This is a genomic window from Pseudomonas sp. R3-52-08 (assembly GCF_003851745.1).
Lineage (GTDB): Bacteria > Pseudomonadota > Gammaproteobacteria > Pseudomonadales > Pseudomonadaceae > Aquipseudomonas.
This window is the reverse complement of the sequence record NZ_CP027730.1, coordinates 723,197-748,634: the sequence shown is the minus strand read 5'-3', so window position 1 is coordinate 748,634 and position 25,438 is coordinate 723,197. Positions and strand designations below refer to the sequence as shown.

The following is a 25,438-nucleotide window of genomic DNA, read 5'->3' as shown; positions in this document are numbered from 1 at the left end:
GGGCAAGGTGCACCATTTGCCGCTTAAGGCTTGAAGCTCGTAGCTGCTCTTAGGGGAAACAAACTGTTCAACGTATCGAGCAGCCGCGCGAGGTAGATGGGCTTGCGAAACAAGTCCAGCACCTGCAGGCGCAGCATGTCGCTGACGTCATCCATTTCCGCATGCCCCGACATGACGATCACGGGCAGGTGCGAGCGGGAGGTGTGTTCGCGCAGACGCTTGATCAAGGAGATACCGCTTTCCTCAGGCATGCGCAGGTCGGTGATGACCAGGGCAATATCGGGGTGCAAGGTGAGTTCCTGCAACGCGAACATCACGGAGGTGGCGGTAAAGCAAACGAAGCCCTCGTTCTCCAGCGACTCCGCCAGTTCAACGAGGGCATCTTCTTCGTCGTCCACCAACAGGATTTGTTGGCGGGGAGAGACAGCAGCATTCATGAGCACGACCTGATCAATCAACAACGGCAACTCATGGGGAAATGGCAGTACCGATCCTGGTAAAGAAGGCCGTGATCTGAGGCCCCAGCGTCGTTCCGGCGGCGAGTACCACCAGCGCCACAATCGCCACCAGTATGAGGTACTCGATGGCTGTCGCGCCATCTTTACGATGGAACAGCAATTGGAGTTGAACGTGAAGCTTCATCAGCAGAGCAAGGACCATAACACTTCTCCTCAGGCGACCAAGCGCCGTATCCCGGTAACGCACAGTGATTGCGATGTGCCATCCAAAGCATTGCCAACAAAGCCCAGCCTCACAACTGTAAGAACTGATTAGTCCTAAAGTAGTAGTTGCTCTTCTGACGCCGTAAATGTGTGTTTTTAAAGGACACGTCCTGCTCCCTGAAGAAAACTTTCTCTCAGTAATGGCATTTTGTCCTAGCTCAACTACCGTCAAATAGCGAAATAGTTAGTCACCGTTCAGCCGGGTTGCGCAAGTAGCCTGTTGGACCGACGGGCTGTGTTGCAACGGGAAAAGGAGAGCCGTCATGAACACGCGTCTGAGCATGGTACTGGCCGCTGTGTTGTTGGTCGGTGCGTTGTTTGCCGGTTACTGGGGGTTGGTCCTCAGCCGTGAGCCTGCTGCGGCGCCACCACCACCGCCACAGGCTGCTCCCGTCGAAAAAGCCGTCGCTGTGGTGGAAGACCCGACCCGCCAATCGGTGGTCGTGCTGGCCCACGATGTGCCTCCCTTCGTTGCCCTGACTGCCGCTGACCTGAGCCTCGAAAAACTGCGCACGGTCCCGGCCGGCAGCATGAGCCGTATCGACCAGGCGGTTGGCCGTACCCCATTGCGGGCGCTCGGCGCGGGCACCTGGCTCAACGAGGAAAGTTTCACTCCGGGCGGGCCGCTGGCGCGGATGATCCGCGCCGATGAACGCGCCCTGGCCGTCGCCGTCGATGAAGTGATTGGCGCCGCCGGCCAGTTGAGTCCCGGCGACTATGTGGACGTGCTGCTGTACCTGCGCCAGGACGCGGCCAACCTTGAACAATCGGCCCAGGTGGTGATCCCCGCCGTGCGCCTGCTCAGCGTCGGCGACCAGATGGGCCTGACCAACGACGGCACCCCCGCCGCCCCTCCCGCGCTCACCGCCGAAGAGAAAGCCCAACGCCATGCGCCCTCGCGCACGGTGGTGCTGGCCGTGCCCGAGCAGTTGCTGAGCCGGCTGATGCTCGCCACCCAGGCCGGCACCTTGCGCCTGGCCGTGCGCAGCGCCGACGAACGCCTGTTGAGCCACTACTGGGCCGGCGCAGACGACGCGCCGGGCAATCTGCAGAACGCTAACCGCGACCTCTATCAGTTCACCCAACTGGCCTTCGCCCAGGCCCCCAGGAAAGTGGCCCAGAGCAGCGCCCCGCGCCGTGCTGGCGTCGAGGTGATACGCGGCAATCAAGCAACTCAACAAACCCCTGACTGAACAAGGATGCTGTGCATGAACCGACGTTTCATACCGGTGTTCACGCTGAGAATTACCTGTGCGTTGCTGCTGTCGCACCTGTCCATCGGGCTGGCCATGGCGGCTGCGAGCAATTGCGCCAACCTGGCTCAACTGCCCGCCGCGTTGTCCGTAGGCGAGGGCCTGCAACAGGAACTGCAATCGCCGGTGGCCATAACACGCCTGGCCATTGGCGATCCGAAAATCGCTGACGTTCATCTCAATGGCGATCGGGGTTTCCTGCTGACCGGCGTCGGCCCCGGCACCACCAGCCTGATGGTGTGGACCGCCTGTTCGACCACCCCGCGCCAGAGCATGGTGTTCGTCAAGGGCAAGGCCAATACCGCCTTGACCAGTCTTTCGCTGTCGCCCGCCGATGATCCTTTGCTGCCCAGCCAGGTACAGACCGATATCCGCTTCGTCGAAGTCAGCCGCACCAAACTCAAGGAGGCCAGCACCAAGATCCTGGGCATCGGCAACAACTTCTTCCTCGGCAGCCCCAACTTGCTGTCCCCCACGCCCAGCACGTTCAAGCTGCCGGTGAGCACCGACAACTTCAACATCGGTTTTGGCGGCGGCCGCGTCTCGGCGATGATCAACGCCCTGGAAAGCAGCGGCTTTGCCTACACCCTCGCGCGGCCGAGCCTGGTGGCCATGAGCGGGCAAAGCGCAACCTTCCTCGCTGGCGGCGAAATACCGGTGCCGGTGCCGAGCAGCGGCAGCGATACCATCTCGATCGAATACAAGGAATTCGGCATTCGCCTGACCCTCACCCCGACCGTGATCGACCGCAACCGCATTTCCCTCAAGGTGGCGCCGGAGGTCAGCGAACTGGATTACACCAACGCGGTGGTCATCGAAAATATCCGCGTGCCGGCCCTGACCATTCGCCGCACCGATACCAGCGTGTCCCTGGCCGACGGCGAAAGCTTCGTGATCAGCGGCCTGATCAGCAGCAACACCACCACCAGCATCGCCAAGTTCCCAGGCCTGGGGGACATCCCGATCCTGGGGGCGTTCTTTCGCGACTCGTCGGTCCAGCGCGAGGACAAGGAACTGCTGATGATCGTCACGCCGCACCTGGTGCAACCGCTGGCGGCCAATGCCCGACTGCCGGCGCTGCCCGGTGAAAAAATGCGCAACTACGACCCGAACTGGTACCGCCTGTTCTTCCTGGAAAACGGTAATTTTGACCGCCTCAACGGGTTGTCCCAATGAGCGATCACCTGAGCCAGACCTTCCTGGCAATTACCCGTAATACCACCGACCTCGAATGGCTGCAGGGCGCGCTGGCGCCCCTCGGCCAGGTGGTCAGCGCCGGCAGCGGTACCCTGGATGAGCTGCTGGCCCTGGTCGATGTGACCTTCGCCAACCTGGTGTTCATCGGCCTCGATCGCGAGCATCTGGTGGCCCAGAGCGCGCTGATCGAAGGCGCACTGGAAGCCAAGCCGATGCTGGCGATCGTCGCCCTCGGCGACGGTATGGACAATCAGTTGGTGCTCAACGCGATGCGCGCCGGCGCGCGGGACTTCGTCGCCTACGGCTCGCGCTCCAGCGAAGTCGCCGGGCTGGTGCGCCGCCTGAGCAAGCGCCTGCCCGCGGTCACCACTCACACCCATCTGGGCGGCCTCTCGGTGCTGTACGGCACCCAGGGCACTTCCGACGGCGCGCTGCTCAGCAGCCATCTGGCGCTGGTGGTGCAAAAGAGCGGCCAGCAAACGCTGTTGCTCGACCTCGGCCTGCCACGCGGTGACAGCCTGGCGCTGCTGGGCCTGGAAAGTTCGTTCAATTTCGGCGATGCCCTGCGCCACCTGAGGCGGCTGGACGCGACCCTGATCAACAGCGCCTTTACCTCAGCTGAAGACGGCCTGCGCATGCTTGCCTACGCGCCCAACGATGAGCTGCTGGAGCACACCAGCGCCGCCGAGCTGTATATGTTGCTCAGCGCACTGCGCCAGCACTTCCAGCACATTGTGGTGAACCTGGTCGGCCAGCCGGACAGCGACGCCCTGCGCACCTTTGTCAGCCATTGCGACAAGCTGCTGTGGTGCACCGACCAGAACGTGCTGGACTGCCGGCGCAACCTGGCGGTGCTGAACCATTGGCGCGAAAAAGGCATGAAGCTCGAACACGCCAAGCTCTTGATCGATGGCTACCTCAAAGGCTGCGCGCCTGACGCCGAAGCGCTGGGCAAAAGCTTCGGCCTGGAAGTGATTGCGGTGTTGCCATTGAGCGCGGAGCTACGGCTGAACGCCAAGAACCAAGGGCAAACCCTGTTTGCGCTGGCGCCGCGCGAAGCCCTGACGCAAGGGCTCAAAACCCTCGGCGAGCGCCTGGCGAAACGCTCACATGACCCCACCGCAAAACCGCCCAGCCGTTGGCTGGAGCGTTTGCTGGGAGCCGCTAAATGAGCAGTGAAAAACTCTTCGGCGCACCCGCACGCGGCGCGGCTGGCAACACCGATCACGACGGTTTGAAGCTGGTGCTGCATCGCTACATCATCGATGCCATCGAAGAATCGGGGCTGAACCTGCTGGAAGGCTCGCGCCAGTCCCTGGCGCAATTTGTCATCGACAAAGTGGCCGAATACATCAACCGCATGCACCTGGCGATCTCGCGCTACGAGATGGAGCGCCTGGCCGAAGAAATCGTCGACGAACTGACCGGCTTCGGCCCGCTGGAAGTGTTGCTGCGCGATCCGTCCGTCACCGAAATCCTGGTCAATGGGCCGCACCGGGTGTTTATCGAACGTGACGGCTTGCTGCATCAGAGCGACCTGCGCTTTATCGACGCCCACCATGTGGAGCGCGTCATGCAACGCATTCTCGCACCGCTGGGGCGGCGTCTGGATGAGTCGTCGCCGATGGTCGATGCGCGCCTGCCCGATGGCAGCCGGGTCAATGCGATCATCCCGCCGATTGCCCTGGACGGCCCCTGCCTGTCGATCCGAAAGTTTCGCAAGGACATGCTCAAAAGCAGCGATCTGGTGGCCATGCAGACCATCGACCAGAACATCTTCGACTTCTTCCAGGAAGCGGTGGGCAAGCGTTGCAATATCCTCATCAGCGGCGGGACAGGCACCGGTAAAACCACGCTGCTGAATATTCTCAGCCAGTTGATCAACCCCCATGAACGCCTGGTCACCATTGAAGACGTGGCCGAATTGCAATTGGGCCATCCCCATGTGGTGCGCCTGGAAACCCGCCCGCCGAATGCCGAAGGGCACGGCGAGGTCAAGGCCAGCGACCTGATCCGCAACGCCCTGCGGATGCGCCCCGACCGCATCATTCTCGGCGAGATTCGCGGGGTGGAAGTGCTCGATGTACTGACCGCCATGAACACCGGCCATGACGGCTCCATGAGTACCGTGCACGCCAACAATGCCGCCGACGCCCTGCTGCGCCTGGAAACCCTGGTGGGCCTGACCGGCCGCATGATCGCGGAAAAGACCCTGCGGCAGATGATCTGCGCGGCGCTGGATGTGGTGGTGCAACTGACCCGCCTGCCGGACGGACGTCGTTGCGTCAGCGAAGTGGTCGAGGTGGTGGGCATCCGCGAAGACGTGTACGTGACCAACACCCTGTTTCGCCATGACCGGCGCACCGGCTTCGGCTTCGTGCGTGAAGCGCTCAACCCGGCCGGCGACAAACTGCGCCGCGAACCGGTATAGCCTTGAGGGGGAATCGAGCATGACCGGGGCCATCCTGCTACTCATCTGCCTGATCCTGATCGGCCTGTCGATCCGCTCGTTCCAGCATGGCTTGCGCCGTGCCCGGACCGAACGCGTGCTGGGCCGCCTCGCCGAAGGCCAGCCGCAGCTCACCGAAGAAAGCAGCTCGTGGAATCGCGTGGAACGCATGTTCCTGCGCGCAGGCCTGGGCAAACCCAGCGACAGCCTGGGGCTGTGGCTGACGGTGTGGGGCCTGGGCGCGGTGCTCGGGTTGATCGTCGTCAGCTGGGTCGGCCTGCTGGTGATGCTGGTGCTGCCGCCCGTGCTGCTGCGCCTGTACATCGCCTGGCGTTATCAACGCCGCATCACGCGCATGATCGAACAGCTGCCGCAATTGCTCGACCACACCGTGCGCAGCCTAAAGGCCGGGCGCACCCTGGCCGATGCGGTGCTGGGCGGGATCGACGTGGCCGAAGACCCGCTGAAAAACGCCATGGGCCGAATCCAGCGCAACGTGCAGCTGGGAGTCAGCCTGCCGGAGTCCGCCCATGACTTCGCCGAATTCTACGAGCGCGACGAGTTGCGCTTGTTCGCCCTGGGCTTGAAGGTCAACCACCGCTATGGCGGCAATGCCAGCGAGCTGTTGGAAAACCTGATCAAGATGATCCGCGAGCGCGAGCAAGCCGCGCGCCAGTTACGCGCCCTGACCGGCGAAACCCGGGTGACCGCCTACGTGCTCACCGCGCTGCCCATTTCCATGGTGGGCTACTTCCTGGCGGTCAACCCCGCCTACCTGATGACCATGTGGAACGACGGCACTGGCCGCATGCTGTTATTCGTGGCCCTGGGTATGCAGGTGCTCGGCTGCTTCGCCCTGTGGCGCATGTTGCGGAGCGTATGAGATGGCTATTTCGCTGCTGATCAGCGCCGTGTTGTTGCTGGCCGCCCTGGCGCTGCTCCTGGCCAACCTGGTCAAACATCGGCGTGGTCAGCGCCTGGTTGCCCAACGCCTGCAGGGCCAGTTGGGCCGCGAACACCGCCTCGGGGCGATGATGCGCCAGTTGGGCAACAGCCCCCTCGCGCAACGTTCGGTCAGCCTCGACAACGAAACCCAGACGCTGCTCAACCGCATAGGTTGGCGCACCGCCAGCCAGCGCTCGATGTTCGCCGCCTTCCAGATCGGCACGCCGGTGCTGCTGTTGGTCGTGGCCCTGATCGCTCAGCCGTTGCTGTTTCCTGAAAGTGGCTCGCCGTGGCTGCTGCCCCTGATCGCGCTGGGCGTCGGCTACCTCTTGCCCAAGCGCATCCTGGCCAGCGTGGCCAAGGCGCGTCAGCTGCGGATCTCCCAGGAAGTCTCGACCTTTATTCCGTTACTGCGGATCCTGTTCGAATCGGGCATGGCGGTCGAACAGGCATTGCGCGTATTGAGCATCGAAGCGCAACACCTGCTGCCGACCCTGACCCATGAACTGCGGCTGGTTCTGCACCGGGTCGACTCCGGGCTGGAGCTCAGTGAAGAACTGGGCACGACCGCCAGGCTGCTGGCCGTGGATGAGTTCACCGACACCTGCATCATCCTTCAGCAACTGATCCAGCAGGGCGGCGGTGCGATGAAGTCATTGCTGGCGCTCAAGCAATTGCTCGACGACCGACGCCTGACGCGCATCCAGGAATTCGTGTCGAAGATGTCGGCGAAAATGTCGGTGGTGATGATGGTGTTTTTGTTTCCCGCCTTGCTGATCGTGCTCGGGGGGCCGGCCTTCATCGGTATTACCCGGGCGTTGAGTAACCTATGAGGAGCGACCGATGAAAGCCTTGATAGCCGCTTTGAGCCTGTTGCTGCTGGGAGGGTGCGCCACCAATGGCCAAACCCCATGGGGCGCCCTGACGGCTCCCGGCAGTTGCCCCAAGCCTGGCGCCGAACACGAGTTGTCGTTGAGCCTGGCCGATGAAATGGCCAACGACGGCAAACTGCACGCCAGCCTGGCCAACCTGCAGAGTTTGCCGGCCAGTCTGCCCCAGGTTCGTCTGCGCCAGGCCAAGGCTTATCGCTTGCTCGGGCGCAACGAGGCGGGGCCGCTGTACCGCAGCCTGCTCGGCACCTGCATGGCCGCCGAAGGCGAACACGGCCTGGGGCAACTGGCCTCGGCCAAAGGCGACAACGCCCAGGCCATGGCCCACTTGCAGCGCGCGGCGCGGCTGGCGCCCACCGACGAGAAAATCCGCAATGACCTGGGCGTGGTGTACCTCAACCAACTGCGCCTGGACGACGCGCGGTTTGAATTCATGACCGCCATGGAACTCAAGCAAAGCGACCCACTGGCAGCGATCAACCTGGTGACGCTGCTGATCTATCAAGACAACTGGAAGCAGGCCGCGCAGGTGGTCAGCCAGATGGGCCTGGGGCCCGAACAAGTCACCGAAGCCCAGGCCCGTGCCGAAAAACTCAAGGCTTCAAGCGCGACCGCCGCCAAGGCCAAGGACCAGATCGCCAGAGTCAGCGACGCCAACAGCAACCCGAGGAATTGATGATGAAACTGCCTTATTTCGCAAGCCTGGCCGTGCTGGCCTTGCCGCTCGGTGTCATGGCCATCGAGCCCGGCCCATCCTCGCCACAGCAGGCCGCCACGGAGAACTGGCTGGCGTTGCAGGTCAGCGGGACAGCCGCGTCAGCGACGCCACAGTCAGCCTCCGCCACCGAACGCGACGTGGCCGCCCAGCGCTGGGTGGACAGTTTCAAGCATGAGATTCCGGAGTTTTTCGAGCAGAAGATCGGCGGGAAAACCCAAGGGGACAACTGAGTGGTGAGGGTGCCTACGTGGTGATCGTTCCCACGCTCCGCGTGGGAATGTAGCCCGTGACGCTCTGCGTCAGCTGTGCGCATTACCGCGGTGGGCGCGACGCGGAGCGTCGCAGGAGGCATTCCCACGCAGAGCGTGGGAACGATCACTCAGTGAGCCGTCACCCGCTGGCGCAGCGTCGAATTACTCGGCGATAACGCCAGCGCCAACTGCGTACGGTTGTGCATATGCGTCAGCCGCAGCACTTGCGACACATAAAGCTTGACGGTGTTCTCCGTGATGCCCAGCTCGCAGGCAATCTGATAGTTGGTCTGCCCTTTGCCAACCAGCCTGGCCACATCCAGCTGACGCGGTGACAGCTGGTTGAAGATCGCCGGAATTTCCACCGGCCCGGTTTCTTCCGTCGTGGCCTCTTCACCCTTAGGATTGCGGCGCACTTTATCGAGGTCCTGGTACAGGTCGTTGATCGACTCGGATAGAAATTGCAGCTTCTGGTTCAGGTTCCCCAGTTGCAGGTCGTTCTTGCGCTCTTGCAACGCGGCTAGCTGGCGCTGCAAACCTTCGAGCAACTCGTCCAGATTGATCGGCTTCTGATAGTAATCCGCGATCCCGGCGCGCAGGGCCTTGATCACGTCCTGTTTGTCGGCGCGCCCGGTCAGCATGATCGCCTCGAAGACCCGCTGCCGGCCGGCCACTTTTTGCAGGGCCTGGACCAGTTCGATGCCATCCATCTCCGGCATATGCAGGTCACACAGCACCAGGCCGATCTCGGTGTCTTCGCTGAAACGTGTCAAGGCTTGCTGGCTGGACTCACACGGCACACAACGCAACCCGCTGCTTTCAAGAAATTCGCAAAGCTCTTCCACGATCAACGGCTGATCGTCGACCACAAGCACTTTTACCGCAGAATTAAGCTTGTCCACACGCTACTCCATGCCTGGCAGCCAAAAGATTGACCCATCCTTAACCACGAATATTCCTATACAACGCTTTATTAAACGTAGACGTACTTTCCAACTATGTACATAGCGTTAATCCCTTCCGTCATTCAATGAATCCAAAACCAGACAAGCGCAAATCCGACCAGCAAAAACGGCGCAAACGGCAGTTTTTTTGACGGTGCGGGCGCAAGGTGCCCCAGGCAAGCCGCAAGCCGTTGACTCATAAGCGGCCAGAGCCTTGGCGCCAGCAACAGCCACAGCCCGCTCGCCACGGCTGCGCCGATAAACGAGCCCAACAAATACTCGGCATCCGACACCAGGGCCAAGGCCGCGAGCAGCTTCACATCCCCAGCGCCAAGACGGCCCAAGGCGTACCCCGGCAAGGTCAACAGCAGCGCCAGAATAAACGCCCACAGACCTTGGCCGACGGAGGCACCGAGCCAGGTGCTGCCGGTCCAGAACAGGTAGATCCCCGCCAACACCGCAACGCCCAGCGTCAGGCGATTGGCGAGCAATCGCTGCCGCGTGTCCTGCACCGCGCAAAGCCCCAACCACAACAGCACCACCGCACCTTGGATCACGTAAAAAACATCCCTTTTTGCCGATTGATTCTATGCTGATATCAAGTAGTAGCCGTCAGGGTAGACGCGGTGATGAAAACTAGCCTCCCCCACAAACAGAAAGGCACGGCCGCGATTGAGTTCGTCGCGGTGTTCGTGATGTTCTTCGCCGTGTTCTACGGCATGGTCAGCTACAGCCTGCCGCTGCTGTTATTGCAGTCGTTCAACCAGGCCACCGCCGAGGCCGTGCGCCTTAGCGTCGGGCTGGACCCGGCCATGCCGGGCTACAGCGCTGCGGTGCAAAGCACCGCCAAGAGCGCGATCAGCGAACGCCTGCGCTGGATCCCAAACACCTATAACTTCAACACGGCGACGCAGGTCAGCACCACCTTCGTGGGTGGCCTGCTGAAGGTGCAGATCAACTACCCCTCGGCCAATCTGCAGGCGGTGATGCCGTTCATTGTGCTGCCCGGCATTGGCAGCGTGCCGCAGTTGCCGGTGACGCTGCAGGCACAGTCGAGCCTGCAATTTTGACCTCCGGGGACAAACTGTTCGGGCGCTTGCTCGGCCGGGGCAGCGCGCTGGCGATCGCGCCTGCGGCGGCGCCCTCGGCCGGTTTGCAGGTGCTGTTGGATGCCCAAGGTCGAGTGCTCGATATCAGCGGCACACTGCGCTCACACCTGGCGCCCTTTGCCGCAGGGACGCCGTTGCACGCTTTGCTGTGGGCCCATAGCGCCCTGGCAGTGGAGGGCGTTCCCGCTGACTGGCAGCGCCATAGCCTTGACCTGGATTTCCAGGGCAGCGCCGGGCAGGTCCTGCACACCCGTGGCAGCCTTGAGCCTGACGACCAAGGGTGGCGGCTGCACGCGGTGGATATCGGCGATTTGCTTGACGGGCGGCAACTGGCCGAGCAGCGCGAACAGAATCGGCAATTGGCCAGCCAGGTCAGCGAGCACCTGCGCGTGTGCAGCCTCAGCCGACTGCCCGATGTGTTCAACGAACAACTGTGCAGTGTGGCGCAGCGCTGGAAAATCCCCTGTATCGCCCTGGCGCTGCTCGATCAAGAGGACCAGGGCTGGATGATCTACAGCCAATACGCCCAGCATGACGCGCCGCTGTTCTGGCACCCCGGCCAGCGCCTCGGGACCTGCCTGGACAGCCTCAACGGCACCACCCCATTGAGCCTGCAGGCACTTTACGGGCGCGGTGAACACCCACGCTTGCACAGCGTGTTTGGCAATGCAGATGGGTTCCTCGTGCCCTACCGCGATAGCCAGGGCGTCGCCGCGTGGTTGCTGTGCGGGGCCTACAGCGGTGAACCCGACACCCGCGAGCGTGACTGGCTGAACCTCGCCGCCGCCCTCGCCGCCCCGCTGCTCAGCCGCCTGCGCGAACACCGCCATCATCTGCAACTGGAGCGCCAGGAAGCCCTGCAGGGCTTGCTGGGCACCGGCTGGTGGGAGTTGCTGCCCGCCAGCGACGAGATCCAGCTGGCGCCGCAATTGCTGCGCAACCTGGGCCCCGAAGACGGCCCGACCCGGCAAGCCCTGGACACCTGGCTCAACCTCATCCACCCCGCTGATCGCGAGGAATTGCACAGCCGCCTGCGCGACCTGCAAGCCCTTGGCAAACCCTTGCTCGCCAGCGTACGCCTCAACCGTGGCGACAGCGACCAACCACCCACTTGGTACCGCGTGCAGGGCCAGGTGCTGGGCGCGGGTGAGCAGCGTCGCTGCATCGGCTTCATGCTCGACATCAGCGACATCAAAAACCAGCAACTGCAAGCCGACGCCGCCCATGCGCGCCTGGACAACCTGATCGCCAGTTCGCCGGCGGTGATCTACGTGCAGCGCTACGTGAACGGTGCCTTGCAGCCGGTGTTTTTCAGCGACAGCCTGCTGCCGCTGCTGGGCCGCACCCTCGCCGAATGCAGCCACGACAGCCTGGTGCAATGGGTCCACCCGCAAGACCGTGACCTGTATTTCCAGCGCACGCGCCAACTGTTGCGCGAAGGCAGCGTGCGCAGTCGCTATCGGGTCCAGGATAAACAGGGCGACTACCACTGGCTACTCGACGAGGCCAAATTGCTGCGCGACGACCTCGGCCTGCCGGTGGAGGCGGTCGGCCTGTGGCTGGACGTCACCGAAGCCACGTTGGCTGCGCAACAGGTCAAGGCCAGCGAAGAGCGCTACCGCATCCTGGTGGAAGACTCCCCGGCAATGATCTGCCGCTACCGCCCGGACCTGACCCTGACCTTTGGCAACACGCCCCTGGCCAATTACCTGGAATGCCGGCCCGGGCAATTGCCGGGACTGAACCTTGGGCACTGGCTGTCGGCCGAGCAACGCGCGGCGTTTGTGCTGCGCATCCAGCAACTGACCCCGGAATTTCCCGTGAGCACGGCGCAAATCAGCCTGCAACTGCCGGGGCGCGAGCATGCCTGGTGGGTGTGGTCGGACCGTGGCGTGTTCGACGAGCACGGCCATCTGGTTGAAGTGCAGGCCGTGGGCCGCGACAACACCGAAGTGCGACGCGCCCAGCAGCAGCTGACGCAAAGCGCGAAAATGGCCACCCTCGGCGAAATGGCCACCGGCCTGGCCCATGAGATCAACCAGCCGCTGAACGTGATGCGCATGGCCGTCGTCAACGTGCTCAAGCGCCTGGGCAATGGCGACGTGCAGGTCGACTACCTGACGGAAAAACTCCAGCGCATTGACGCACAGGTGCAACGCGCGGCGCGGGTGGTGGACCATATGCGCGTGTTCGGCCGCCGCTCGGAAGTCGAGCAGCAGCCCTTCGACCCGGCGCACGCGGTGGAAGGCACCCTGTCGCTGCTCAGCGAAGGCCTGCACGGCAAAGGCGTGGAGGTCAAACTGATCCAGGCGGACGGTTCGGTGCAGGTCACAGGTTACGCCGACCAGCTGGAGCAAGTGCTGATCAACCTGATGGTCAATGCCCGCGATGCGCTGTTGAGCCTGAAGCAAAAGCAACCGGACCTGCGCCCCTGGATCGCCGTGCACACCGAACACGACAGCCGCCACGTACGCATCTGGGTCGAAGATAACGGCGGTGGCATTGACCCGCGTTTGCTGGAACGCATCTTCGAGCCGTTCTTCACCACCAAGCCGATTGGCGTGGGCACCGGGCTGGGCTTGTCGGTGAGCTACGGCATCGTCGAAAACATGGGCGGACGCCTCAGCGTCAGCAACGGCGAGCACGGCGCGCGGTTTTGCGTGGAACTGCCCAGGGCCAGCGACGTTTAAATCACCAGGTAAGCTTCGCCGGCCTGGCCGCAGCTCAGGTTGGCGCCCACGGTCACGCTTGCCAGGCTGATGCCCAGGCTGTTCAACAGGTTGTTGAGGATCGGGTTGAGCAATGGGCCCAGGGCGTTATTCAACACGGGCGTCACAAGGGCGGAGACACCGCTGAGCAACGACACCGTGCTTGCGATCACGCTTCCCAAAGGGTTGCTCCCCACGGGTCGATAAGCCGTGATGCCGACGCCATTGAGCGCGGCGGAAAGGCCACTCACCAAATTTGCAGCCGGCACAGCCGATTGATAACTGGGCGCAAGCCCCACATCAGGCGGCGTGGCGAACGGTGTGGTGCTGGAAAACACCAGGTTCTGCTCACTGTTGCTGCCCGCCACAGTGCTTTGCAGGTTGATCGCGATGCCGCCGCCAGCAAACGCCACACGCGGGTCACAACTGCCGATGCCAAGGATCTTGTGGCAGGTCTTGATGCCGATATCGACCAGCGGCAGAGGCGCCACGCTCATCGGCAGGGTGGAAGAAAATGCGTTGCTGATGTTGCCGACATTCAACGACGCGATCGAGCTGATGGTGTGGGCGGTCAGGCTTTTGGTGCCCGCGCTGCCCGTAGGGCAGGTGTAGCCGGTGACATAAGTGCTGGCGCCGCCGGCATCCAGCACGATCTTGAGCGGCACGTTACCCGGCACCGCAATGATGTCCAGTTGTTGGCAACCGGCGCCCAGCAGGCAAAATGCCGAGTTGATCGTGGTCACCAGGTTCAGGCTCAGCAGGCCGTTGAGCACCGGCGTCAGCGGCCCCACCAGGTCATTCACCGCCGTGGTCAAGCCGGCCACGCTGTTGAGCACCGGCAAGCTCACCGTTATCTGCGTGCGCAGTTGCGCAGTGCGCACAAAAATCCTGTTCGGGCCCAATGGGTTGGCCGCCGCGAGCATCGGATTGCCAATGGCCGACAGCTGCGGCGGCTCGATCACTTTGACCTGTGTGGTGACATTGGCCAGCCCTAACACGTTGATGGGCAAGGTCACCGCCGCCCCGCTCTGGCTGCCGGCCAACTGCACAACGCCCTGGACCAGTTGGAACACCTGCAGGTTGGCATTCAGCGCAGCAGCGGTGGTGCCGGTCTGCACCTGCAGGATTGTGCCGACGGTCAGCGGCACCGGGTTGGTCGCCGCGACCTTGATAATGCCCAGCGCGGTCACGGCATTCGCCGTCAACGGGCTGTTACCCAGCACGCTGATGGCGGCTTGAAGCAACTGCGAGGCGGTCACTGTGGTGTTGAGCAACTGGGTGTAGTCACCGGCGGCCACGTGCAGGTCGAGGGCCAACTGGTCGAGGTAGCTGAGCATATTGATGTTGCTGTCGAGCAAGCCATTCCAGCCGAGCACCGACACATTGACCGCGCCGCCGAGCAACCCGCTGAACACCGCGTTCAACGAGCCGGCGCTGGCGGTATCGACGCTGGTCAGGGTGCTTTTGATGCTCAACTGGGCCATCGGTGGCGTGGGCTTCGCCGCCACGGCCTTAGCGGTCAATTGGGTATTGAGACTGACCGGGGTACCGGAAAACAACGACCACACGCCGCCGGCGACACTGGTGGTGACGGTTTTGCTGACCACCACTTCGATCGCCGCTGACAGCGCCGGATTGGCCGCGAACACGCGCTGGCCGGACGCGCCGGTGGTCACGGCGCCACAACGGGTGACCAAAGTATTGCCGTTACCCACCACGAATTGATTACGAGCCACGCTTTGCGCCGCATACGCCGCTGCGCTCAGGCCGGCCGCGCAAGTGCCGTCGCGGCTGACAGCTTCCAGCGCTGCCGTGTCCGCTACCCCTTGCAGCCTGCGCTTTTCCAGGTAAAGCCGTCCGCTGTCGACCGCCAGCAACGTGAACGCCAACACCACTGCCAACACACCGACCGCCATCAAGCCGATGGCGCCGCGTTGCTTGCCATGAAGTCGGGGAGACATCGAGCACTCCTGTGCCGGCGAGTTGCCGTGCGCTTACTCTCCTTAGGGTATCGATAAGTGTAGACGCGCTGCCGGCGCAGCGCTTCTAAAGGGCAGGATCAGCGCGGCGGGTAGTTAGCGAGGATTTTGCTCACGGTGTTGCGAATGGCCGCGCTGCGGTCCTGGGGGTTCGGCGAGCTGGCCATGATTTGTTCGTCACTGCCACGCCACACCAGCTTGCCGTCCTTGCCGTCGAGCAGGTCGATCTGCAGGGTCGCTACCTTGTAAGTGATGTTGCGCGTTTCGTTGTACATCGGCGCGCCCCAATAGCCATTCCATGGCCCGCCCCAGGCACCGCCGTAGTTGGTGGTGACCTGCTGCTGGCGGTCTTCGACGATCAGGTAGGCCTGCACATTCAGGTCAGCCTTGGTGCCGGGCGCTGCTGGGCGCAGGCCGCGCTGATCAAGCTGCTCGCCCACGGCCTGGCGGATACGTTGCTCGGTGAGGTCGCTCTTGATGCGCGGGTCATCCGGGCGGTATTGCAGCGCCGGCTCCTTCCAGGCCCAGTGACGGTAGGCGGCAAAGTCGCGGCTGGCGTCAAAATCGTGGTTGACCTGGTTACTCTGGCAACCGCCCAGCAGCATGACAAAAGCAAGCGTAGCGATACGACGAAACATGGTGGCCCTCCAACGATCGGTCCGGCTTTAAATGAGAATAGCGGTTAACGCGGAGGATACGCCGTCAGTGCCTTCTGTACCGCCTGGCGCAGCGCATCCGCACGCTCGCTCAGGCTGCCCTGGCTGCCCGTTTCCGCACTGGCGCTCCACACCGGCTGGCCGCTGCGGGCGTCAAACAGATTGACCCGCACCACCACGACCTGCACTTCATAGGTACGCACCATCGGCACCGAGTTGTACATGCCGTAGCCATTGCCATAACGGTTGTAGCCGCCATAGCCGTAGCCATAGTCATCCTGGACTTGCCGCAGGCGTTTCTCCAGGCGCACATCGGCGCTGACCAACAGGTCGGGCGCGCGATTGTCATGCAACGGGCGCAAACCGCGCTGGTCCAGTGCGCCGCTGACCGCTTCGGCAACCTGGGCCGAATCCGCCCACGCGGTGCCGGCCGGCAACTGGCCGTTACGCCAGGCCCAATTGCGGTAGGCACCATAGTCGCGCACCGGCGCCGGGTAGGCACTGGCATCGAAGGTCGTGGCCGCTTGCGCCGGGGCCGGTGGGATCGGAGCCGAAGCGGCCACATAAGGGTTAGGGCTGGAACAGGCGCCTAACCCGAGAGACAACAGGAGCAAACCGAGACGACGCATTTCGACCTCCGCAGGCTGGGCCGCTTAAACCGGACGGCATACCCAGTGCAAATAACGCCCAAGTCCGGCAAAGCTTGGGTGACGACGGTGAGCGAGCTCCATCTCCAGCAAATCCTGCAGATCGGCGCGCGCCTGGAATTCCACCGGCATATAGTCGTGGAACACACGCACGCCACTTTGGCTTTCGACCTGCCAGAGCCCTTCGAGTTGCGCCGCCAATTCCCGCGGGTCCAGTGGCTGCTGCGGCGTGAGGCTCTGCTTTTCGCCGGCCATATCGTTCTTGCGCATCTTGCGAAAGTGGCCCTTGAGCAGGTTGCGGTAGATCAGCGCGTCGCGGTTGTAAAACGCCAGGGACAGCCAGCCGCCGGGCAGCGTCAACTGGTGCAGCACCGGCAGGATCGCATGGGGTTCGGCCAGCCATTCGAGCACCGCATGGCACAGCACCAGGTCGTAGGGCTCGGTGAGTTGGCCGAGCAAGTCTTGCCAGGGCGCGTGAATGAACGTGGCGTTCTGCCCGGCGTCGGCGAAACGCTGGCGTGCGCCTTCGAGCATGGGCTCGGCGGGCTCGGCCAGGGTTACCTGATGGCCGCGTTCGGCCAGCCACAACGACATGTGCCCCAACCCCGCGCCGATATCCAGTACGCGCAACGGGCGGTCCGGCAGGGCCTCGGTAAGATCGGCCTGCAACACTGCCAGGCGAATCGCGCCCTTGGCGCCACCATAGATCTTCTCGGCAAAACGCGTGGCCAACTGGTCGAAATGCCGATCACTCATGGGCAAACCGCCGTTCGCTGTCGGCCAGTTTGGCGCGCACCACCTCGTTCATGTCCAGGCCCAGCTCACTGCACAGCAACAGCAGGTACAGCACGATGTCACCGACTTCCTGGCCGGCGTGAGCCAGCTTATCGGCGGGCAATTGGCGCGACTGGTCTTCGCTCAGCCATTGGAAGATCTCCACCAGTTCGGCCATTTCCACACTGGCGGCCATGGCCAGGTTTTTCGGGCTGTGGAACTGCTTCCAATCGTTGGTATCGCGGATGCGGTGCAGGCGTTCGGTGAGGTGTTCGAGGTTCATTGGGGGCTCCTGAATGGGTATAGCTTCAGGGGGATGGAGATTGAAGGCAAGTGAATAGCGGTGGTGGGCTTGAGGACGCTATCGGGGGCAAGCCCCCTCCCACACTGGAATGTGTTCACAAATCAAATGTGGGAGGGGGCTTGCCCCCGATGAGGCCCTAATCAACCACACTGAACTCAAGCCTGGCAGTTTGCCCCGCCTCATCCAGAACACTCAGTTGATAACGGCCCAATCGCTCGAAACTGGCATTGATGAAATCCTGGTTGGCACTGTCACCCAAAGGCGCCCCGTTAAGAAACCACCACCGCCGCCCGCTACCGCCCAGGGCGGAGATTTTCAGGCGTAGCGCCTGTTGACTGGCAGCGGGCAGACGCAGTTGATCGCCCTCGCGCACGCCCACAATAGACAACGGCGAAGCGGCGGCCAAGGCCGGCGGCGGGCAATCCGGGTCGGCTGCCGGGATGCGCGCTTCGCGGCGCTCCGCCCTGGGCAACCAAGGCTCCAGCGGCGCCGGCCACAGGGCGATATTGTTCGCTTCTGCGCCGGGGCAATGGGCATCGACGCGTAACCCTTTGGCGTTGACCCAAAGGTTTTCCATCAACCCCACGCTCAGGGGTTGGTCCAGCGCCTGCAAGGTCGGCGGCGTGGTGTTGTCCAGTGTCCAGGCAAAGCGCTGGCGACGGCAATTGGGATCGCTGCGACTCATCGGCTGGCCCAGCGGCCAACAGATGGCCGCCACGCCGACATTGGCCGGCACCGGTTTGACGGCTGCGCTGATGCCGCGCTGGCTGTCGCGGTTGGCCAGCACGTCATGCACCTGCAACATCAACGGCGCTGCCGAGGCCAGGCCAAACTGCCCCGGCACCGGCGTGCCGTCTGGTCGACCGATCCAGACGCCGATCAGGTAACGCGGGCCGACACCAATCGCCCAGGCATCGCGAAAGCCATAACTGGTGCCGGTTTTCCAGGCCAGCGTCGGGCGTTGCACGAGTTCGGCCCGTGGGTCGCGGTCGGGGCGCGCCTGGCCGCTGAGAATACGCCGCACGATCCAGGCCGCTCCCGGCGACAATAATGGCCGCTCCCTCAGCGCGTCATCCGGCTGCAAGCGCAGGGTGGCGCTCTTGCCGTCGCGGGCGAACGCACTGTAGCCGCTGACCAGGTCTTCCAGGCGGCTGCCCGCGCCCCCCAGGATCAGCGCCAGGTTCGGTTCGGCCAATGCCGGCAACGCCAGCGGCATGCCGCCGATGCGCATCTGCGCGGCGAAGCGTTTCGGCCCGTAGGCTTCCAGCAATTGCACTGCCGGCAGGTTCAGCGAGCTGGACAGCGCCGTACTCGCCGGCACCGCCCCGGTAAAGCCCATGGAGAAATTGCCCGGCCGGTAATCGCCGTAACGTCGCGGCACGTCCTGCAGCAGGGATTCGGAATGAATCAAGCCATCGTCCAGCGCCATGCCATAGAGGAAGGGTTTCAAGGTGGAACCGGGCGAGCGCAGCGCGCTGATCATGTCCACATGCCCATAGCGTTTGGCGTCATTGATATCCACCGAGCCGAGGTAGGCACGCACGGCCATGGTCTCCTCCTCGACCACCAGGATCGCAGCGGAGGTATGTTCGGGCAAACGTGCGCGCCAGCCCAACAGCAGGTCTTCCAGACGGCGCTGTAACGTGGCATCCACCGTGGTACGTATCAGCGGCGGGCTGTCGGGACGGTTCAAGCGCCGCGCGAGCAACGGCGCCAGGCTCGGTTCCAGGCGCGGCGCGAGCAGCAGCGGTTCTTCCAGCGCCTCATCCACCGCCGATTGCGGCCATACCTGGAACTCAGCGAGCCGGCGCAGCACTTTGTCGCGAGCCTGCTGGGCGCGCTGCGGGTGACGGTCCGGGCGCAAGCGGCTCGGTGCCTGAGGCAATACCGCGAGCAGGGCCGCTTCGGCGTGGGTCAATTGCGCCGGGGATTTACCCAGATAAGCCCAACTGGCCGCCGCCACGCCCTGCAGCGTACCGCCGAACGGTGCGCGGTTCAGGTACAGGTTGAGGATCTGCTCCTTGGACAGGTGCCACTCCAACTGCGCGGTACGCCACAGCTGACGCAACTTGCCGAGGAAGGTACGCGAATGCGGATCGAGCAAACGCGCCACTTGCATCGATAACGTACTGCCGCCCGACACCACCCGCGCACCGCTCAGGTTCTGCCACGTCGCCCGCGCCAATGCCAACGGATTTATCCCGGGGTGCCGATAGAACCAACGATCTTCGTAGGTCAGCAACGCGTCCAGGTAATACGGTGAGACTTCGCTGGTTTGCACTGGATAGCGCCACACGCCATTGGCATCGGCAAAGCGCCACAGTGGTGTGCCATCCTCGGCCAACACCACCCGGGCCAGGTCGTCCTGGGGCAACGGCAAAGGCCAGATACGGTCGGCCAGCCATAGCAGGGCAATCACCAACAACAGGCTCAGCAGTGCCCAGCGGGCAACAAAACGCAAATTCAAGCGGGCAAACCTCTATGCTTGTAGGGAACTCGCCTGTCGCAACAACGACCAAAGGCACAGTTACGCCCACCTTCTTATCAGGACACGCACATGCAGGTAGAAAGCTTTTTCGAGTGGTTGGGCCAGGCGCTCGGCGCCGTCATCCGCTTTATCGTCGACGGTCTGAGCGGCTTGTTCGGAGCCCTGACCCACGCTGGCGGCAACTTTATCGATGGCTTGTCACGCACCCTGGGCATGGACACCTCGATCATCAGCATCCTTACCCTGATCGTCGGGCTGCTCTTCCTGTACTCGGCGGTACGCGCCTTTATGCGCGCCTCGGTCATTATCGGGATCATCTGGCTGGTGCTGGGCCTGTGGTTGTTGAGCTGGGTCGTGCACTGATCCCACACACACCGCACAATCCCTGTGGGAGGGGGCTTGCCCCCGATAGCGGTAGTTCAGTCAATGCATAGGGTGACTGACACACCGCCATCGGGGGCAAGCCCCCTCCCACATTGGATCTCCATTTCAACTTCAGCGATCAGCGGCCCTTGATCACCATATCTGCCGGGGTTTCGCCCACCGCCTGCCAGTTCGGCCGGTACATCGACTCCACCTGCGGCGGCGGCACACGGTAGGTGCCCGGCGTTACAGCCCGCGCCAGATAGAGCAAGTGCGTCGTGCCATAGCCATCCAGGTTCATCGCCGCCACGTACCGGTCATCACGAAACTCCTGATGCTTGAGCGAGGCGTTCTGCATCGATTCGCGCCACTCCTTCACCTGGCTGCTGGCGTTCTCCAGGCTGGCCGCGCTCTGTGCCAGGTTCTGGTTTTCCAGTTCCAGGCCGGCGGGTAGCAGGTCGACCACCAGGGCGTCCGGCACCCGTTGCTTGGCGCTGACCGCCAAGTGCACCAACACCAAATCACCGCTGTTGAGGCTGTGCAGGTTCAGCAGCTGGCCGTTCATGCCCAGGTATTCGCGACGGATGCTCAGGTTTTCGCCGCCCGCTGCCGGTGGCACTTGTGGATAACCGGAAAGGGTCAGTTGCTGATACACCGGCGTTTCGCCCTGGTTGCTCAGGGTCAAGTCGCTGGACAGCAGCTTGTCATCCAGTTGCAGCGTCGATTGCTGATTGTTCAGTTCGCGCACCGCGCCACTGCCGGTCAGCGACACCTGCCAGCTCGCCTCTGGCTGGGCGAGCCCAAGGCGCCCAGCGAGGAACAGTGAATTACGCTCCTGGGTCGACAGATACGGGCTGGCCGCCAACTGGTCCGCCAGGGTGAACAATCGTTCCTCGCGCTTGCCCTTGGCCAGGTCATTTTCTTCCAGCAAGGCCAGGATCATCGCCTGGTCGCGCAATGGGCTGCCGTAGTCGGCCAACCATTCCTTGGCGCTGCGCTGCGCCGCCAGGCCCGCGAGCAACGCCTGGTCCGCACGCGGCTGGTCGCCCATTTTCTGCAGGGCGATGGCCAGCTGCACCAGCGGCAAGCCGGAACGCGCATCGCTGCGGCGTTCGAAGATGCTGCGCAAGGCCCCCAGCGGCGCCTGCTGACTGCGCGCCAGGACCATGCCGGCGTAGGCCTGCACGGCGAAACGGGTGTGGTCGGCGTTGTCGCTGTAGTCGACTTCGATCAGGTTGCGCTCCTGCACGTAGCGCAGCAGACGCTCGCTGGCTTTCTTCAGCGCCTCGGCCGGTACGGCAAAGCCCTGGTCGCGCGCGCGCAGCAGGAAGTCGGTGACGTAGGCGGTCAGCCAATATTCTTCCTCGCCGTCCGCGCCCCACAAACCGAAGCTGCCGTTGTAGCGCTGCATGCCCAGCAGGCGTTCGATGCCCAGCTCGATCTTGCGTTTACGCTCGGCATCCGGCTCGCCCTTGATACTCAGGCGTTTGAGCAGCGCGTCGTCGGCATAGAGCGAGGGGTACAGACCGCTGGCGGTTTGTTCCAGGCAGCCGTAGGGGTAAGCCTTGAGCGCACTGATCTGCGCGCCGAGGTTCAACGGCGGCCGGCTGGACAGGCTCAACAACGCCTCGCGTCCCGAGCTGTCGAACTGCTCCAGGGTGCCTGCCGGCAAGCTCCACGGCTGGTCCTTGAGCACGGCGCGGTAATGCTTGAGCAACGCCGGGTAAGCAGGGCGCACGCCCAGGGTCCATTCACGGCTGAACGGCGGCAGGGTTTCACCGGGCAGGTCCAGGCCATTGACCGTGACCTTCACTTTGCCCTGCCCCAGGCCGCCCCAGGCTTTCACCGGGATACGCAGGGTGGTGCGCTGGCCTTGTTTCAGCTCGACGGTTTGCGCGCCGTTACCGGCCAGTTCAAGTTGCCCTTCGGCGGTCAGTTGCACCTCGAGTTTCTGCGCCTTACCGGACAAGTTGGACAGGTCCAGCGCCAAGGTGGTCTGGTCACCCCCGGCCAGGAAGCGCGGCGCCGACAGCTCGGCAATCAGCGGCGCGGCGATGACCGTCTTGGCTTGCGCCATGCCATAGCGATCATCGCTCCAGGCCTGGGCCATCAGGCGCAGTTCGCCGTTGAAATCCGGAATATTGACGCTGACTTCACCCTCGCCCTTTTCGTTGAGGGTGACCGGCGCGCTTTGCAGGGCGACGATGGTCACGCTGGTGTCCGGGCGCTTGCCGCCCTTGGCCAGTGCCGCGTCGCCACCGAACGCCAGGCTGGCCAGACGGCCCTGCCCGGCTTCGATCAACTGGCCGTAGATGTCGAACTGGTCCACGCCGTAGGCCTTGCGGCCAAACAGGCTGGCGTACGGATCGGGTGTGGGGTATTCGGTGATATTGAGAATGCCCACGTCTACTGCGGCCACCAGCACATGCACCTGCTTGGGCACACTGCCGTCGGCATTCCTGGCGGCGATCTTCACCGTCAGCGGTTGTTTGGGGCGCATTTTTTCCGGAGCGGTCAGCGTGAGGCCCAGCTTGCGCTGGGTACGATCCAACGGCAGGTGCAGCAGGCCCACCGCGCGTTTGGGGGTGATATTGGCTTTGCGCTCGCCTGGACGGATTACCAGTGCGCTCACGTACAGATCATGCCGCGACCATTTCGGGTCGAGCTTCACGGCGAAGCTTTTGCCTTCGGCCGGCACGTCGATTTCCTGCCACCACAGCGGCCCTTCGGCGGACTCCACCAGCAGATAGCCTTTACCGGCAGCCGGCGGGGTGACGGTGACATTGGCCGTGTCGCCATCGCCATAGGCAGGTTTATCCAGCGCCAGCTTGACCTGGTCGGGGCGCACGGCACCGCCTTCGGTGTTGTCCTGGGCCTGGTAGCCGGCCCAGAAGCGCAGGCTGCTGATCAGGCCGGTCTGCGGGTCTTCGACCTCCACGCGATAAGGGCCCCACTCCACCTGGAAGCTGACCTTGGCGGTATCTCCAGCCTTGATGTCGAGGGTCTGTTCGTCGAGGTTGAGGAATTTCTCGTTGTAGTGATAGCTCCAGCCATCATTGTCGGAGTAGTTCCAGTAGTAGTCGCGGCGCTCACGCACCAGACGCACCTTGAGGTTCTGCGCGGCGAGTTTCTGCCCGTCCTGGTTGGCCACCAGCACTTCAAATTCCGCCGGGCCGTCGCCGTTGGTTTCAGTGCCGTCAAACAGCCCGCGCAGGCCCGGCAACTGCTCGGCCGGCCAGATCGGCTGTACCAGGCGCCGGGTGATCGGCCGCCCGCCCGACTCTTGCAGGCTGGCTTGCACGATCAGTTGCAGCGGCGACTTGGCCTCGGCCCATTTGCTTTCCAGGGTCAGTTCTTCCTGGCCCTTGGCGTCGAGCGTGCTTTCGTCCAGTTCGAAATCCTGGCTCAGCTCTTCTTCGGTGACCGAACCGAACTGGAAGCCCGGCAGGGCTTTGACCGCTTCACGCAGCGGGCGCACATAAACCTGCCCGCTGACCCGGTTGCCCGAGGCCGGCGCGCCGTACAGATAACGGCCGTTGACCTGGATGACCGGGTCATCCGCAGGGCTCAGCGCGGTGTCGCTGCCCTTGAGTTCCAGCGCCAGGCGCTCGGGCAGGAAGTCTTCGACGAGGAACTCATACAGCTGCGGCTTGCCATCGCCCAGGTCGAACACCAACTGCCACCGCCCGGTCGGTGCTTCGCCGGCCAGTTGCAGCGCGTATTGATAGAGGCCGGAAGCGTCGGCGTCCCACACGAACTTGCGGCTGACCTGCTCATCCGGGCGACGCACTTCGACGCTTACCGGTTGCGGCTTGACGGCGTTGCCGTCCTTGTCACGCAACAGCGCGTTGAGCAGCACGGTTTCACCGGGACGGTACAAGTCACGCGGGCCGAACACAAAGAACTGCAGCGGATGGGACGGCTGGCCAGCGATGTCGAACTCGGCCAGGTCCAGCGCGGCGCTGTCGAGGCGCAATAAGCTGGTCTGTTCGCCTTGCTTGGCTAGCAGCACCTGGGCTTTTTTCGGCAGCGGCAACTCGGCGTGGCCACCGTCTTCGGTCTTGCCCTGGCCGAGCACACGGCCTTCGGCATCGAGAATTTCCAGCTCGACGCCGTTCAGCGCCTTGCCACCTTCCAGCGCCTGGGTAAACACATCCAGGCGATTGGCGTAGCGGTGCACCGACAGGCCGATATCACTCAAGGTAAACAACGTGGCCGGTTGCGAATAGTTGTAGGTGCCTGAGGCGCGCATCACCGCCAGGTACACACCGGGCTGCTGCAATTGCTTGAGGCCGGCAATCGGCAGCAACAGGGTTTCGCGGGTATTGCGCGCCGGGTTCAAGTCGAAACGCCCGCCGTAGACCAGATCGGCCATCGGCAGCAATTCAAGCGACTCGTAACTTTGCAGGCTGGTATTGCGCCCCCACTGCGCCAGGAACGACGGCAGGGACTCGGGCTTGATGCGGAAGAATTCGACGTCAATCTTGTCGACGTTCAGCGCGATCACCGGCAAGCCTTCGGCCAGGCGCGTGGGCAGCAATGTGCCGCGGCTGGCGAAGCCGACGGTGGCTTGCAGGTCACGGGTTTCCAGGCGGGCGCTGTACTCGGCGGGCAGCAGGGCGTTATTCACCGCCTTGACGCCAGGGTCAACCGTAAGCACCAGCTTGCGCTGCGGTTCCAGGTGACGCAGGCGCAACTCCATCAGGTTGTCCGAGAGTTCCCAGGCGCCATCGACCTTGCCTGACGTGCTGTCCACCAGATGGACTTTGTCGGCGAACTTCTGATCCGGGTCCAGGGGAATGGAGAAACTCACCGACAAGGTGCTGGCCCCATCCAACTGCACCTCGGACACGTCCACCACACTCAACTCGCGCCCGGCGTAGCGCTGCTTCAACGCCGCCACATCCACCGCCGCCTTGGCCGGCTTGGGCGCCACACTCGCCGCCGGGGCGGAAGGCGCAGACGGTTTATCGGAAGAATCGCAGGCGCTCAGCAGGGCCAGCGCGCAGGCCAGGAACAATCCTTTGTTAAGCATGGGGCA

General features: G+C 63.3%; 22 protein-coding genes. 11 read left to right on the top strand and 11 right to left on the bottom strand.

The window, feature by feature from the left end:
* Nucleotides 1-23 precede the first annotated feature (23 nt).
* Both C4J91_RS03205 and C4J91_RS03200 read right to left on the bottom strand, forming a co-directional pair.
* Nucleotides 24-437: a response regulator gene (locus C4J91_RS03205; RefSeq protein WP_124361124.1), complete on the bottom strand. Its 414-nt coding sequence runs from the start codon at nucleotides 435-437 to the stop codon at nucleotides 24-26.
* A 31-nt stretch (nucleotides 438-468) separates the two neighbouring features.
* Entirely contained in the window at nucleotides 469-660 is a 192-nt protein-coding gene (locus tag C4J91_RS03200; RefSeq protein ID WP_124361123.1) for a Flp family type IVb pilin, read from the bottom strand.
* 325 nt (nucleotides 661-985) lie between these two features.
* Between C4J91_RS03200 and cpaB the strand changes: the two genes are divergently transcribed.
* The 8 genes from cpaB to C4J91_RS03160 are packed head-to-tail and all read left to right on the top strand — an operon-like array spanning nucleotide 986 to nucleotide 8,404.
* A complete protein-coding gene (gene cpaB, locus C4J91_RS03195; protein WP_124361122.1) occupies nucleotides 986-1,915 on the top strand; it encodes a Flp pilus assembly protein CpaB in 930 nt (309 codons plus the stop codon).
* Nucleotides 1,916-1,930: 15 nt separating this feature from the next.
* Nucleotides 1,931-3,151, top strand: coding sequence for a type II and III secretion system protein family protein (locus C4J91_RS03190; protein WP_124361121.1), 1,221 nt, complete (start codon nucleotides 1,931-1,933; stop codon nucleotides 3,149-3,151).
* Nucleotides 3,148-4,344, top strand: a complete 1,197-nt coding sequence (locus C4J91_RS03185) for a pilus assembly protein (protein WP_124361120.1) — start codon at nucleotides 3,148-3,150, stop codon at nucleotides 4,342-4,344. The genes C4J91_RS03190 and C4J91_RS03185 overlap by 4 nt, the downstream gene beginning before the upstream one ends.
* On the top strand, nucleotides 4,341-5,603 hold the full coding sequence (locus C4J91_RS03180) for a CpaF family protein (RefSeq protein ID WP_124361119.1): 1,263 nt from the start codon (nucleotides 4,341-4,343) through the stop codon (nucleotides 5,601-5,603). The genes C4J91_RS03185 and C4J91_RS03180 overlap by 4 nt, the downstream gene beginning before the upstream one ends.
* Before the next feature lie 19 nt (nucleotides 5,604-5,622).
* Nucleotides 5,623-6,504, top strand: a complete 882-nt coding sequence (locus tag C4J91_RS03175; protein ID WP_124361118.1) for a type II secretion system F family protein — start codon at nucleotides 5,623-5,625, stop codon at nucleotides 6,502-6,504.
* A 1-nt stretch (nucleotide 6,505) separates the two neighbouring features.
* The gene (locus tag C4J91_RS03170) at nucleotides 6,506-7,399 is read left to right on the top strand and encodes a type II secretion system F family protein (RefSeq protein ID WP_124361117.1); all 894 of its coding nucleotides are present in this window, start codon (nucleotides 6,506-6,508) and stop codon (nucleotides 7,397-7,399) included.
* A 10-nt stretch (nucleotides 7,400-7,409) separates the two neighbouring features.
* Complete coding sequence (locus C4J91_RS03165; RefSeq protein WP_124361116.1) at nucleotides 7,410-8,132, top strand: tetratricopeptide repeat protein; 723 nt, start codon at nucleotides 7,410-7,412, stop codon at nucleotides 8,130-8,132.
* Nucleotides 8,133-8,134: 2 nt separating this feature from the next.
* The gene (locus C4J91_RS03160) at nucleotides 8,135-8,404 is read left to right on the top strand and encodes a DUF3613 domain-containing protein (RefSeq protein WP_124361115.1); all 270 of its coding nucleotides are present in this window, start codon (nucleotides 8,135-8,137) and stop codon (nucleotides 8,402-8,404) included.
* 149 nt (nucleotides 8,405-8,553) lie between these two features.
* Here the strand turns inward: C4J91_RS03160 and C4J91_RS03155 are convergent, their stop codons facing one another.
* Complete coding sequence (locus C4J91_RS03155) at nucleotides 8,554-9,327, bottom strand: response regulator transcription factor (protein ID WP_124361114.1); 774 nt, start codon at nucleotides 9,325-9,327, stop codon at nucleotides 8,554-8,556.
* A 125-nt stretch (nucleotides 9,328-9,452) separates the two neighbouring features.
* Nucleotides 9,453-9,923, bottom strand: a complete 471-nt coding sequence (locus C4J91_RS03150) for a prepilin peptidase (protein WP_177412843.1) — start codon at nucleotides 9,921-9,923, stop codon at nucleotides 9,453-9,455.
* 75 nt (nucleotides 9,924-9,998) lie between these two features.
* On the opposite strand from C4J91_RS03150, the gene C4J91_RS03145 reads away from it, so the two are divergent.
* Both C4J91_RS03145 and C4J91_RS03140 read left to right on the top strand, forming a co-directional pair.
* Nucleotides 9,999-10,439 carry a TadE/TadG family type IV pilus assembly protein gene (locus tag C4J91_RS03145; protein ID WP_124361112.1) on the top strand — a complete coding sequence of 147 codons (441 nt, stop codon included), beginning with the start codon at nucleotides 9,999-10,001 and terminating at the stop codon, nucleotides 10,437-10,439.
* On the top strand, nucleotides 10,436-13,168 hold the full coding sequence (locus C4J91_RS03140; RefSeq protein WP_124361111.1) for a PAS domain-containing sensor histidine kinase: 2,733 nt from the start codon (nucleotides 10,436-10,438) through the stop codon (nucleotides 13,166-13,168). Before C4J91_RS03145 ends, C4J91_RS03140 begins: the two co-directional genes overlap by 4 nt.
* On the opposite strand, the gene C4J91_RS03135 is transcribed toward C4J91_RS03140, so the two are convergent.
* The 6 genes from C4J91_RS03135 to pbpC form a co-directional block, all read right to left on the bottom strand.
* Entirely contained in the window at nucleotides 13,165-15,147 is a 1,983-nt protein-coding gene (locus C4J91_RS03135; RefSeq protein ID WP_124361110.1) for a pilus assembly protein TadG-related protein, read from the bottom strand. The genes C4J91_RS03140 and C4J91_RS03135 overlap by 4 nt on opposite strands.
* Before the next feature lie 98 nt (nucleotides 15,148-15,245).
* Nucleotides 15,246-15,803, bottom strand: a complete 558-nt coding sequence (locus C4J91_RS03130; RefSeq protein ID WP_124361109.1) for a DUF4136 domain-containing protein — start codon at nucleotides 15,801-15,803, stop codon at nucleotides 15,246-15,248.
* Between the two features lie 44 nt (nucleotides 15,804-15,847).
* Nucleotides 15,848-16,450 (bottom strand): DUF4136 domain-containing protein, encoded by a 603-nt coding sequence (locus C4J91_RS03125; protein ID WP_124361108.1) that lies wholly within the window; start codon nucleotides 16,448-16,450, stop codon nucleotides 15,848-15,850.
* A 24-nt stretch (nucleotides 16,451-16,474) separates the two neighbouring features.
* Nucleotides 16,475-17,224: a methyltransferase gene (locus C4J91_RS03120; RefSeq protein WP_124361107.1), complete on the bottom strand. Its 750-nt coding sequence runs from the start codon at nucleotides 17,222-17,224 to the stop codon at nucleotides 16,475-16,477.
* Nucleotides 17,217-17,525: a MazG-like family protein gene (locus C4J91_RS03115; RefSeq protein ID WP_048723087.1), complete on the bottom strand. Its 309-nt coding sequence runs from the start codon at nucleotides 17,523-17,525 to the stop codon at nucleotides 17,217-17,219. The genes C4J91_RS03120 and C4J91_RS03115 overlap by 8 nt, the downstream gene beginning before the upstream one ends.
* A 157-nt stretch (nucleotides 17,526-17,682) precedes the next feature.
* Nucleotides 17,683-20,013 (bottom strand): peptidoglycan glycosyltransferase PbpC, encoded by a 2,331-nt coding sequence (gene pbpC, locus C4J91_RS03110; protein WP_124361106.1) that lies wholly within the window; start codon nucleotides 20,011-20,013, stop codon nucleotides 17,683-17,685.
* 90 nt (nucleotides 20,014-20,103) lie between these two features.
* Here pbpC and C4J91_RS03105 point away from each other — a divergent pair, with 90 nt between their 5' ends.
* Complete coding sequence (locus C4J91_RS03105; protein ID WP_124361105.1) at nucleotides 20,104-20,397, top strand: hypothetical protein; 294 nt, start codon at nucleotides 20,104-20,106, stop codon at nucleotides 20,395-20,397.
* A gap of 139 nt (nucleotides 20,398-20,536) precedes the next feature.
* On the opposite strand, the gene C4J91_RS03100 is transcribed toward C4J91_RS03105, so the two are convergent.
* Nucleotides 20,537-25,432 (bottom strand): alpha-2-macroglobulin, encoded by a 4,896-nt coding sequence (locus tag C4J91_RS03100; RefSeq protein ID WP_124361104.1) that lies wholly within the window; start codon nucleotides 25,430-25,432, stop codon nucleotides 20,537-20,539.
* Nucleotides 25,433-25,438 lie beyond the last annotated feature (6 nt).

Excerpts from the sequence above, each read along its gene's own strand:
- C4J91_RS03205 (WP_124361124.1), bottom strand. The coding sequence starts at position 437 with ATGAATGCTGCTGTCTCTCCCCGCCAACAAATCCTGTTGGTGGACGAC.
- C4J91_RS03200 (WP_124361123.1), bottom strand. The coding sequence starts at position 660 with ATGGTCCTTGCTCTGCTGATGAAGCTTCACGTTCAACTCCAATTGCTG.
- cpaB (WP_124361122.1), top strand. The coding sequence starts at position 986 with ATGAACACGCGTCTGAGCATGGTACTGGCCGCTGTGTTGTTGGTCGGT.
- C4J91_RS03190 (WP_124361121.1), top strand. The coding sequence starts at position 1,931 with ATGAACCGACGTTTCATACCGGTGTTCACGCTGAGAATTACCTGTGCG.
- C4J91_RS03185 (WP_124361120.1), top strand. The coding sequence starts at position 3,148 with ATGAGCGATCACCTGAGCCAGACCTTCCTGGCAATTACCCGTAATACC.
- C4J91_RS03180 (WP_124361119.1), top strand. The coding sequence starts at position 4,341 with ATGAGCAGTGAAAAACTCTTCGGCGCACCCGCACGCGGCGCGGCTGGC.
- C4J91_RS03175 (WP_124361118.1), top strand. The coding sequence starts at position 5,623 with ATGACCGGGGCCATCCTGCTACTCATCTGCCTGATCCTGATCGGCCTG.
- C4J91_RS03170 (WP_124361117.1), top strand. The coding sequence starts at position 6,506 with ATGGCTATTTCGCTGCTGATCAGCGCCGTGTTGTTGCTGGCCGCCCTG.
- C4J91_RS03165 (WP_124361116.1), top strand. The coding sequence starts at position 7,410 with ATGAAAGCCTTGATAGCCGCTTTGAGCCTGTTGCTGCTGGGAGGGTGC.
- C4J91_RS03160 (WP_124361115.1), top strand. The coding sequence starts at position 8,135 with ATGAAACTGCCTTATTTCGCAAGCCTGGCCGTGCTGGCCTTGCCGCTC.
- C4J91_RS03145 (WP_124361112.1), top strand. The coding sequence starts at position 9,999 with ATGAAAACTAGCCTCCCCCACAAACAGAAAGGCACGGCCGCGATTGAG.
- C4J91_RS03135 (WP_124361110.1), bottom strand. The coding sequence starts at position 15,147 with ATGTCTCCCCGACTTCATGGCAAGCAACGCGGCGCCATCGGCTTGATG.
- C4J91_RS03130 (WP_124361109.1), bottom strand. The coding sequence starts at position 15,803 with ATGTTTCGTCGTATCGCTACGCTTGCTTTTGTCATGCTGCTGGGCGGT.
- C4J91_RS03125 (WP_124361108.1), bottom strand. The coding sequence starts at position 16,450 with ATGCGTCGTCTCGGTTTGCTCCTGTTGTCTCTCGGGTTAGGCGCCTGT.
- C4J91_RS03120 (WP_124361107.1), bottom strand. The coding sequence starts at position 17,224 with ATGAGTGATCGGCATTTCGACCAGTTGGCCACGCGTTTTGCCGAGAAG.
- C4J91_RS03115 (WP_048723087.1), bottom strand. The coding sequence starts at position 17,525 with ATGAACCTCGAACACCTCACCGAACGCCTGCACCGCATCCGCGATACC.
- C4J91_RS03105 (WP_124361105.1), top strand. The coding sequence starts at position 20,104 with ATGCAGGTAGAAAGCTTTTTCGAGTGGTTGGGCCAGGCGCTCGGCGCC.
- C4J91_RS03100 (WP_124361104.1), bottom strand. The coding sequence starts at position 25,432 with ATGCTTAACAAAGGATTGTTCCTGGCCTGCGCGCTGGCCCTGCTGAGC.